The sequence below is a fragment of the Pseudomonas sp. LBUM1668 genome (assembly GCF_059695715.1).
This window is the reverse complement of sequence record NZ_CP166787.1, coordinates 2044838-2056155: the sequence shown is the minus strand read 5'-3', so window position 1 is coordinate 2056155 and position 11318 is coordinate 2044838. Positions and strand designations below refer to the sequence as shown.

Genomic DNA, 11318 nt, shown 5'->3' with positions numbered 1-11318 from the left:
CTCAAGAAATCAGTTTTTCCAGATCATCGAGGGATAGACGTTTGAGGGCCTCCAGGGATTTAGCCAATTCATCCTGAACGGGCGACATTTCGACGCGCAAGGCCTCGATCCGCGCACAGAACGCCTTGAGGGTGTCGGTTTCGAACAGCTCTTTGAGCGGCACCTTGTCGCCCAGACGCTCCTTGATCCGGGTCACCACCAGCGTGGCCAGCAACGAGTGCCCGCCGAGCTGGAAGAAGTTGTCGGCCAGGCCCACCTGTTCGACCTCCAGCACCTCTTGCCAGACCGTCGCCACCTCCCACTGCAAATCGGTCTGCGGCGCCTGATAGTGCTGCTGTGTCGGGCTGTCGCCCAACGCCATCAAGGCCTTGCGATCCAGCTTGCCGTTCGGGGTCAGCGGGATGGCTTCGATCAGGTGCAAGTGTCCCGGCACCATGTGCGCCGGCAAGCGGCTGGCCAGCGCGTTGCGCAAGCGTTCCGTCAATGCGTGCTGATCCGTCACCGCCTGCGCCGCCACGACGTAGGCATGCAGGTGTTTGCCGGCGGCACCGTCCTGAGCGAGCACCACCGCTTCGCGGATATCGTCCTGCTCCAATAGCCGCGCTTCGATTTCGCTGAGTTCGATACGGAAGCCGCGAATCTTCACCTGATGGTCGGCCCGACCGATGTACTCGATGTTGTCATCACTGCCCTGGCGCACCAGGTCGCCGGTGCGGTAGAGCCGTTCGCCGTTGCTGGCGTACGGGTTCGGCACAAAGCGTTCGGCGGTCAGTGCCGCGCGCATCAGATAACCACGGGTCACCCCGGCACCGCCCAGATACAGCTCGGCGGCCACGCCGTTCGGCAGCACCTGCAACTGGCTGTCGAGCAGATAAGCCACGGTGTTTTCCAGCGGCCGGCCGATGTTGGCCTGCCCTTGCGCGGTACGCAGGGTGAAGGTCGAGTAAGTGGTGTCCTCTGACGGCCCGTAGAGGTCGTAGACCTGCTTGACCGATGTACTTGCGTACAAACTGTCCACCAGATTTTGCTTGAGCGGTTCGCCAGCCAGATTGATCGTGGTGACCGAATCTGGAATCTGCCCGGCGCGTTGCAATGCGGCAATTGCCGAAGGCACTGTGTTGATCAACGTGACCTGCTCGCGGGCCGGCAAATCGGCCAGCGCCAGCGCGTTGTCCGCCAGCACAAGGCAACCACCGCAAGCGAGGGTGACGAAGATCTCCCAGACCGACAGGTCAAAGCAGATCGACGTCGAGGCCAGCACGCCGCGCAGCTGCTCCTCGCAATAGACCCCGGCCGACCACTGAATCAGCGCCGAGAGGTTGCCATGGGTGATGGCCACGCCTTTCGGTTTGCCGGTGGAACCGGAGGTGTAGATGACGTACGCCAGATTCTGCGCCGACACTTTCGCCAGCGGAGCCGTGGACGGGAATTCGCTCAGCGCGCTTTCTTCCACCAGCGGCACCTGTGCGCTCAGCGCTGCGGGCAACATCGTCTGCGCCGCCGGCTCGGTGAGCAGCACCGCGGCGCGGCTGTCATCGAGCATGTGCAGCAAACGTTCCTGTGGATAATCCGGGTCTAGCGGCACATAAGCGCCACCGGCCTTGAGAATTGCCAACAAGGCCACGAGCATGTCCGGTGTGCGACGCATGCACACCCCCACGCGCACTTCTGGCCCGACCCCCAGTGCTTGCAGCTTGTGCGCCAAGCGATTGGCCCGGACATCGAGGCCTTGGTAATCGATCCGTTGCTCGGCGAACACAATGGCGTCCGCCTGCGGTTGCCGCTGCACTTGTGCGGCGATGTGTTCCAGCACGCTGCGTGAATCCAGCGCCTTGACATCGGCCCGCCCCCAATCGATCGCATATTGACGCTCGGGCTCTGCGAGCAATTCCAGGGTTCCCAACGGTTGCGTGGCATCGGCGAGGAATTGCCTCAGCAGGCTTTCAAGCTGCGCGCTCAAGGCACTGATCGCCTGTACCTCGAAACTGGCCTGATCGTAACTGACCCCCAGACTCAGCTCGCGACCGGTGACCGCTACCAGCGTCAACGGGTAGTTGGTCTGCTCCTGACGGCGAATCGCCGAGAACGTCAGGCCGGTGGCCGGACCTTGTTGCAGGGCTTCGGCCATCGGGTAGTTCTCGAACACCAGAATGCTGTCGAACAACGCCCCATTACCCGCTCCCGCCCAACGCTGGATATCGTAGAGCGGCGTGTGTTCGTGCTCGCGCAGCGCCAGATTGAGGCTCTGCACCTGTTGCAGCCACTGGCTGACGACGATGTCGGCGGACGGCGCTGCCACCACCGGCAAGGTATTGATGAACAGACCGATCTGCTGCTCGACGCCCGGCAAGTCGGTCGGACGCCCGGCCACGGTCGCGCCGAACGCGACGTTGTCCTGACCGGTATAGCGCTGCAACAGCACCAGCCACGCGGCTTGCACCAGAGTGTTGAGGGTGACTTTCTGCTCGCGGGCGAAACGGTTCAAATCAGCCGTCAGTTGCTCACTGAACACATGCTCGTGATCGGCGTAACCACTGGCACTGCGCTGCCCGCCAGACACGGCATTGGCCAGACGCGTCGGCTCTTCAAGGTCAGCCAGGGCCGTCGTCCAGAATTCGCGGCTGGCCTGCTGATCGCGCTGGCTGAGCCATTCAATGTAGTCGCGATAGCGTCCCTGCCCGACCGCCGGGGTTATGCGGGCATAACGCTGCAGCACTTCACCGAACAACTGCGAGGTACTCCAACCGTCCATGAGGATGTGGTGGCAGGTGTAGATCAAGTGATGCGTCGAGTCGTCCGTGCGCACCAGCGTCACCCGCAACAGCGGCGCGGCGGTCAGATCGAAACCGCTGGCGAGGTCGTCGCTGGCCAGTTGATCCAGCGCCGTACCGAGGTCATCGCGACCACGCCAGTCCTGCAAGCGCCATGGCATCTGCGCACTCTGGCGAACCACTTGCACCGCAGCGGCGGCATCTTGCGGCCAGACGAAAGCCGTGCGCAGGATTTCGTGGGCGTCGACGGTTTGCTGCCAGGCCTGACGGAAACGCTCGGTGTCCAGATTCTGTACATCGACACGCAGTTGGTTGGTGTAGGCCGGGCTGTCCGGATCGTTGACGCTGTGGAACAGAATGCCCTGCTGCATCGGCGACAACGGGTAGAGGTCGACGATGTCGCGGGCCGGGATCGGCAGTGCCGACAGCTGTGCCTGGGTCAGGCTCGCCAGACTGAAGTCCGACGGTGTTACACCGGCCTCACCACTGTCGCAGCAATGCTCGATCAAACGCTCCAGCTCACGACGATAGGCCTCGGCCAGGGCTTCGATGGTTTCGGCACGGTACATGCCCGTGCCAAAAGTCCAGGTCAGTTCCAGTTCACCGCCGTACACCTGACCATCGACGCTCAGCCAGTTGCCCAGCGGCGCCGCGGCGTCCTGATTGGCCCCGGTGCTTTCACCTGCCGGAATAAACAAGGCGCCTTCGTCGGCATTGAACGCACCGTCGAACTGGCCCAGATAGTTGAATGTCACCCGTGGCTGAGCCAGCCCCTGCAATTCGGCGGATCGGGTCAAATAGCGCAGCACGCCGTAACCGATGCCTTTGCCCGGCACCGCACGCAATTGCTCCTTGATCGCGCAAAGAGATGCGCCCGGCTGCGCTTGGGGGGTCAGACGTACCGGGAACAGGCTGCTGAACCAACCGACCGTGCGACTCAGATCGACTTCATCGAACAAGTCTTCGCGACCGTGCCCTTCAAGTTGCACCAATACCGAAGGCTGTTCGCTCCAGTCGCACAACACCCGCGCCAGCGCGGTCAGCAGCAGGTCGTTGATTTGTGTGCGATAGGCAGCAGGGGCGACTTTGAGCAGCTTGTGAGTCAGCGCCTGGCTCAGGCGCGAACTGGCCCGGGCCGCTTGTCCACGGGTCTGACGCTCTTGCGGGAAATCCTGTGGCAGTTGCGCGTCACCCGCCTCCAGGGTTATGCGCCAGTATTCGCTCTCAGCAACCAGCGCCTCGCTCTGCGCATAACGCTGCAGGTGTTCAGCCCAGCTGTGCAGCGAAGTGCTTTTGCCCGGCAAGACCATCGCGGTACCGGTGGCGAGCGCGGTATAAGCGTGCTGCAGATCTTCCAGCAGAATGCGCCACGACACGCCATCCACCACAAGGTGATGGATGACCAGCAACAAACGTTGCTCGGCGTCCGGCAGGTTCACCAGCACGGCGCGCAGCAAACGCCCCTGTTGCAGATCCAGACTTCGCTGGGCCTCATCGGCAAGGGCCGGCAACGACGCCAGACTGTCCAGTTCGCGCACCCACAACAACTCCGGGTCACGCTGGGTCTGCGGCAGTACCTGCCACGTATCGCCCGACGCCTGGAAATTCAGCGCCAGCGCGTCATGCTGTTCAACCAGCGCCGTCAGCGCGGTGCGCAGGTGATTGGCGTCAAGAGTGGTAGTCGGCTGCAACATCACTGACTGGTTCCAGTGCTGACGCCGGGCAATCTCGGTCTCGAAGAAGCGCGCCTGAATCGGCAGCAATGGCAGCGGCCCACGCGCCGGCTGCGCGCTGGCAACCGCTGGTTTGGCTTCGATCAGTTTGGCCACAGCAGCCAACTGGCCGACCGTCTGTTTTTCGAACAGTTGCTTGGGGCTCAACTTGATGCCCTGGCGCTTGGCCCGAGCAATGATTTGCAGACTGAGGATGGAATCACCGCCCAGCTCGAAAAAGTTATCGGTGCTGCCGACGCGCTCAAGCTTCAGCACATCAGCCCAGATCGCCGCCAGCTTCTCTTCGATCTCACCCACCGGCGCGACGAAATGCTGAGTGATCACCCCCGGCACCGGTAAGGCACGTTTGTCGAGTTTGCCGTTGGCCGTCAGCGGCAGTTGCTCCAGCAGGACGATCTGCGCCGGCACCATGTAATCGGGCAAACACGCTTGCAGTTGCTCGCGCAGCGCCTGCGCCTGCAATGTCAGACTCGCCGCCGGCACGCACCACGCCACCAGTTGCAGCCGCGCCGGATCGTCATCCAGTGGCAGCGCCAGCACCGCCGCCTCACTGACACCGTCGAGCCCGAGCAGCACGCGCGCGACCTCCGCCGGCTCCACGCGATAACCGCGCACCTTGACCTGATCGTCGGCGCGGCCGATGAATTCCATCGATTGCTGACGATTGCGACGTACGCGGTCACCGCTGCGGTAAACCCTTGCACCCGGCGCGCCGAACGGATCCGGGAGGAAACGCTCTGCGGTCAGCCCCGGCTGGTTCAGATAACCCAGCGCCACGCTGTCACCACCGATGTACAGCTCGCCGGCTACCTGATCGGCAACGTTGTTCAGTACGTCGTCGAGCACATAAACGTGAGCTCCGGCCAATGCGCTACCGACCGGTACGCCGCGCGTCAGGGTCAGATCACCGACTTCATGGGCCAACACGCCCACCGTGGTTTCGCTCGGTCCATAGTGGTTGATGACGCGGCAGCCCGGTTTAAGCTGACGCACGCGCTCCACCAGTGCCGGCGCACACGCCTCACCGCCGACGATCAGCGCGTGTTCCGGCAATACGTCAGCAGCCCCTGAGGCCTGCAACAAAGCGCTCAGATGGCCCGGGACGATTTTCAGCATGCCCACTTGATGCGTGGCCATGTACTCGGCAAAGCGATCCGGATCGAAGCCCAGTTCCTCCGGCAATACATGCAGCAGCCGCCCGGAGCACAGCGCCCCGAACAGCACGGTAAAACCTAGGTCCGCCGCGATGGTGGAGACGAGCGCCATGCTGGCGTCCGGTGCCGGCGCCAGACGCTCCAGCACACCGCGCACATAGCTGGCCAGCGCACCGTGGCTGACCAGCACACCTTTGGGTTGTCCGGTGGAACCGGAGGTGTGGATGACGTACGCCGGCGATTGAGCGCACAACGTCACGGCTGGACAGGTGCCCGCCATTGACTGCCACTGCTGCGGTGTAAACGCGATACCCTGACAGCCGTCAACCGCCAGCCCGCAAACACGTGCATCGCCTTCGGCGCATAACAGTATCCGCGCGTTGGCAGCACCGAGCATCTGCTGCAAGCGTGCGTCCGGCGCCTTGACGTCCAGCGGCATGTACACCGCGCCAGCCTTGAAGATCGCCAGCACACAGGTCAGCCAATCCAGCGAACGCTCCATCAGCACTGCCACCGGTTGGCCGTCGCGCACGCCTTGGGCGCGCAAATGATGGGCCAGGCGATTGGCCGCCTGATCCAGCGTCCGATAACTCAAGACTTGATTCAAATCGCGGGCAGCCGCCCCTTCAGGCTGGCGGGCGACTTCACGATCCCAGTGCTGCAACACCGACAGTGCCGGCTCGGCAACTGTTGGCAGTGCCACAGGTGAGATCAGCGCGACGCTGTGCAGCGGCGCTTGCGGCGTTTTCAGCAATTCACTGAACAGACCGAGCAAGGCCGGCACGAAACCGGCAACAGTCTGCGCGCGATAGAGGTCGCTGGCATAAGTCATCTGACCGTGAATCAGCGTGCCGTCGTCGGTGATGTCCAGCGCCAGATCGAAGTGGGTGCCGTCCTTGTCCAGCGGATACTCCGCCACGCTCAATCCGGGCAGGGCCATCGCACGCTGCTTCTGCATGCCGACGTTCTGGTTGAACTTGACCTGAAACAGCGGGTTGTGGCCCAGGGTTCGCTCAGCGACCAACTCGTCCACCAGTTGTTCGAACGGCAGCTCCTGATGCGCCTGGGCGCCGAACGATGCTTCACGCACCCGCGCCAGTAGATCCGTGAAACTGCCGCGCTCATCCACCTCGCAACGCAGCACCTGAGTGTTGACGAAGAAGCCGATCAGCCCTTCGACTTCGGCACGTCCACGGTTGGCATTCGGCACACCGACACGAATGTCGCGCTGCCCGGCGTGTCGCGACACAAACAGCGAAAAACCCGCCAGCACCAGCATGAACAGACTGATGCCCTGACTGCGGGCAAACGCGTTGAGTTGCCGCGACAGGTCCGCACCAAAGTCAAAGCTCAGAGTCTGGCCTTCGAAGCTCTGTGTCAGGGGTCGGGCGAAGTCCGGCGCCACTTCCAGTAGCGGATGTTCCTCGCCCAGCTGCTGGCGCCAGTAATCGAGTTGGCGCTCGCCCTCGCCGGCTTCCAGCCAGCGCCGCTGCCAGATCGCATAGTCGGCGTATTGCAACGCCAGTGCCGGCAATTGCGGCTCGCGCTCCAGGCTGAACGCCTGATAGCACTGCACGAACTCCTTGACCATCACGTCCATCGACCAACCGTCGGAGACGATGTGGTGCATGCTCACCACGAGCACGAACTCTTCGTCAGCCAAGGCAAACAGACTGGCTCGAAGCAACGGCCCGTGGCGCAAATCGAACGGCCGCGCCGTGACGGTTTGCACCTGTTGCGCCAAGGCAGGCTCGCGCTCAGAAGCAGGCAGCGCCGTGAGGTCGATGCGTTCCAGCGCAATCGGTTGTTGATCGAGAATCACCTGATGCGGCTGATCGCCGTCGGTCTGGAACACCGTGCGCAGCACTTCATGGCGCGCCACCAGAAAATCGAAGGAGCGTTGCAGCGCCGCTTCGTCCAGACGCCCGTTCAGACGCAGGCCGGCCGCCATGTTGTACGCGGCGCTTTGTGGTTCCAGCTGCCAGAGAAACAACAAGCGCTGCTGCGCGAACGACAACGGAATCGGCGTGACTTCGTGACGGCTGACTGGCAGTGGCAACAGGCTGAAATCCTTGCCGTCCTCGCGCAGTTTGGCCAGAAACAGCCGACGCTGCTCCAGCGGCAAGCCGACGAACCTTTTCGCGATGCGCTCCGCCATAGTGCCGCTCATACTTCTTCTCCTTCCAAAGCATTCATGAACTGATCCATGTCGGACCAGTCGTCGTCCGTTGCACTGTCAGCCAGTTGCGCGAGCACCGCCGCCAGATCAGCCAGCAACGGTTTTTCGAACAGGCTGCGTAGCGGCAACACCACGCCCGATTGACTTTTGATACGCGCAATCACTTGTGCGGCCAGCAGCGAGTGGCCGCCCAGCTCAAAGAAGTGATCATCCAGACCGACCCGCGACACTTGCAGGACCTCTGCCCAGATCTGCGCCAGTTGCTGTTCGGTGTCCGTTTGCGGTGCGCGATAGTCGCCTTGCAGTTGGCTCGGATCCGGTGCCGGCAACGCCTTGCGGTCGAGCTTGCCGCTTGGCGTCAGCGGCAGATTCGGCAACAACAGCAAGTGCCCCGGCACCATGTAGTCCGGCAGATGGGCTTGCAGCGCGGCGCGTATTTGCTGGCGGAACGCCGACTGAGTGGCGGCGCTTTCCAATACGGCCCGATCGCAGACCACGTACGCCACCAGTTGCTGGCCACCGCTGAGCGGCACTGCCAGCACCACCGCTTCGCGAACCCCTGAGCACTGCTGCAGGCGCGATTCGATTTCGCCCAGTTCGATGCGGAAACCGCGAATCTTCACTTGATGATCGACCCGGCCGACGTACTCCAGCGCACCATCGGCACGCAGTCGCGCACGGTCACCGGTGCGGTACAGGCGTTGGCCAGCGGCGAACGGGTCGGCGATAAAGCGCTCGGCACTGAGCATCGGCTGACGGTGATAACCACGGGCGAGGCCCGGGCCGCCGATGTAAAACTCGCCCACCGCGCCTTGCGGCAGCAGGTTCAAATGATCATCGAGCACGTACAGGCGACGGTCATCCAGACCTTGGCCGATGGGAATGCCGCGCCACGACACAGCGTCCGCCGTCAGTGCCGTGCAGTCATGAATCGTCGAGACCACCGTGGCTTCGGTCGGGCCGTAGGTATTGAGCAAACGCACATGGCCCAAACCGGCCTGTTGCCACAGACGCAAACCGTCCACCGCCATGGCCTCACCACCGACGTGAATCTGGCGCAACGCACCGAAATCGGCCGGTGGATTAGCGGCGTATTCCTGCACCAGCCAATACCAGTACGCGGCCGGCAAATCGGCCAAAGTGATGCCGTGATCGACTATCACTCGATGCAACGTCGCGCTGTCCCACAGCTGTGCATCGCGTAGCACCACGCCAGCGCCATGGCACAGCGGTGGGAAAAACTGCTCGACGAAGCCATCGAAACTGCTGGTGGCGAACTGCAGGACGCGGTCACCTTCGCGCAGGTCGCTGTAACTGATGGCGCGGGCGATGAACTCACTCAGCGCACCGTGGCTGACCGCGACACCTTTCGGCCGCCCGGTGGAACCGGAGGTGTAGATCACGTAGGCGAGGTTTTGCGCTGCGACCGTCACCGACAGATTGTCGACGTCGTCACTGTCGGCCAGTTGCTCCAGGCACAGGCAATCGACACCGTCGAGGGGCGGCAGGCTGGCGAGGCTGACGCTGTCGGTCAGCAGCAGTTTCAGGCCGCTGTCATCCAGCACATGGCGCAGGCGTTCGGCCGGGGTTTGCGGATCCAGCGGCACATAGGAGCCGCCGGACTTGAGCACCGCCAGCAACGCCACCGCCAGTTCCAGCGAGCGCCCTAACGCGACGCCGACCAGCACGTCAGGGCCGACACCCCGCGCACGCAACTGATGCGCCAGACGGTTGCTGCGGGTGTTCAACTCGGCATAGGTGAGTGACGGCGACGGTTCGCTCGCCAGAATCACCGCCGCAGCCTGCGGCGTGCGCACCACTTGCGCTTCAAACAGGGTTTGCACGCTGGCGAAATCAGGTTCCGACGCAGTGGTCTGAATCAGCTGTTTACGCTCGGTATCTGCCAGGAGCGCGACGTCGCCGACGAATTGCTGCGGGTCGTGGCAGACGGACATAAGAATGTTGCGCCAATGCCCGGCCATTGCGGCGATGGTCGCGGCATCGAAGATATCGGTGGCGTAGGTGAAGGCGGCGAACAGTTGCTCGCCCTCCTCGCGGGTGTCGAGCATCAGGTCGCTGGTGGCCGCGTGTTGCCGACCGCTGCCGGCCAATTGCGCTTCGCTCAGATAGTCCACCTGCAAACCGGACTCAAGCTGCACGTGCTGCAAGTCAGTCACCAGCGGCTGGTGGTTGAACATCACCTGGAACAGCGGATTATGGCTCTGACTGCGCGCCGGTTGCAGGGCTTCGATCAGGGCGTCGAACGGTAGCTCCTGATGGACCTGGGCGCCTAGCGCAGCCTCGCGCAGGCGCTGCAACAGCTCGGCGAAGCGGGTTTGCGCGGTGACTTCGCTGCGCAGAATCTGCGTGTTGACGAAGAAGCCGATCAGGCCTTCGGTTTCGCTGCGGGTGCGGTTGGCAATCAGACCGCCGACGCGAATGTCGGTCTGGCCACTGTAGCGATGCAGCAAGGTCTTGAACGCGGCCAGCAGTACCACGAACAGGGTCACGCCCTGACGCTGGGCAAGGCTTTTCAGTTCTTGGCGCAGCGCGGCATCAATCACCGTTTCCAGACGCGCGCCCTGATGACTCGATTGTGCCGGATAGGCGCGGTCGGTCGGCAATTCCAATACGGGATGCTCGTCGCCCAGCTGTGTGCGCCAGTAATCCAGTTGCCGCTCGCGCTCACCCGCCTCCAGCCAGCTGCGCTGCCACAGCGCATAATCGCGGTAATGCACAATCAGCGCCGGCAACGACGGCTCGCGCCCCGCAACGAGGGCGTCGTAGGTGCGCATGAACTCATCGATGAGAATGTTCATCGACCAGCCGTCGGCAATGATGTGGTGCAAGGTCAGCAGCAGCACGTGTTCCTGCTCGGCCAGACGCAACAGCCGCAGGCTCAACAGCGGGCCGTGTTCCAGGTCGAACGCTTGCGTGGCCTCGGCCATCATGTGCTGTTGCACCAGCGGCCAGCGCTGCGCCTCGGGCACGCGGCTCAAATCGGTGAGCGGTAGTTGCAATGCCTGCGGCTCGGCCACACGCTGGAAGGCACGTTCGCCGGCCTGACCGAAGGTGGTGCGCAGGCATTCGTGCCGCGCCACCAGCAGGCTGAACGCCTGCTCCAGGGCCTGCACCTGCAACGCGCCGTTCAGGCGTACCGCCATCGGCAGGTTATAGGCGGCACTTTGCGGGTCCAACTGCCAGAGAAACCACATCCGCTGCTGCGCGTAAGACAGCCCTTCGCGCTCGGCGATTCCCTCACAGGCCGTCATGGGCAGCTGCGCAAAATCAATGCCTTCGCGAGCCATGCCGGCGAGAAACAAACGTCGTTTGTCCTGCGGCAATTCGATAAAACGGCGGGCTAGTTTCTGTGCGTCTGCGGCATTCATGCATGGGGTCCTTGCTGATCGGCGGCGTGACCAGGAGGCCCGGTCGTATCAACAAGAACGAATGACAAACGCAATGATTTAGCAACCCGGCG

General features: G+C 63.0%; 2 protein-coding genes. Both read right to left on the bottom strand.

What is annotated here, in order from left to right; translation table 11 throughout:
• Position 1: 1 nt before the first annotated feature.
• Positions 2 to 7828, bottom strand: a complete 7827-nt coding sequence (locus ACA061_RS09135; RefSeq protein ID WP_497301221.1) for an amino acid adenylation domain-containing protein — start codon at positions 7826 to 7828, stop codon at positions 2 to 4.
• Positions 7825 to 11226, bottom strand: coding sequence for an amino acid adenylation domain-containing protein (locus ACA061_RS09130; protein ID WP_497301220.1), 3402 nt, complete (start codon positions 11224 to 11226; stop codon positions 7825 to 7827). The genes ACA061_RS09135 and ACA061_RS09130 overlap by 4 nt, the downstream gene beginning before the upstream one ends.
• Between the last annotated feature and the right edge of the window lie 92 nt (positions 11227 to 11318).